The sequence below is a fragment of the Photorhabdus caribbeanensis genome, from assembly GCF_018448885.1.
In the GTDB taxonomy this organism is placed as follows: Bacteria; Pseudomonadota; Gammaproteobacteria; order Enterobacterales; family Enterobacteriaceae; genus Photorhabdus; species Photorhabdus caribbeanensis.
Map to the genome: position 1 here is coordinate 1 of NZ_RCWB01000150.1, position 458 is coordinate 458.

1 protein-coding gene is annotated in these 458 nt (G+C 33.8%); it reads right to left on the reverse strand.

All coding sequences use genetic code 11. The annotated features are described in order from the left end of the window. The coding region (locus tag EAE90_RS23415; protein ID WP_214055470.1) for a tail fiber protein at positions 1-458 on the reverse strand (458 nt) is incomplete at both ends.

The window sequence follows — 458 nt, forward strand, 5'->3', positions numbered from 1 at the left end:
GTTTCCGATAAACCCAAATTTTTCACAAACTCATTTTTATCAGGAATATCTGCACCATTTTGGCTTTTAGACAACCTATTGTTAGCATTATTATTTACATCGGAAACAAGCTTCTGAGTTGCTGAAAGTGTATTACTATTACCAACCACCTCTGTAAGCTGAGTTATACCTTTCTGTGCTAATGAAGCATTTGGTACTTTGGTTGCAATTTTTTGTTCTAACGCTTCATTTAATTGGGTAGAGAGTTTAATTATATCCCCATCGTCCAAAACATCACTGCCGGAATAGGTTGCAATGAAATTAGACACAACAGATGCTATTGTTGACGACTGACGTAATACCTTATTGAGCAAATGAACAGTAATATTATCTGGTGGAAATCCAGTTTTTAAACTCTGACTTTCTTCATATCTTTCTTGACTCACTACATTTGCATTATTATTAATAGAAAAAGCTTT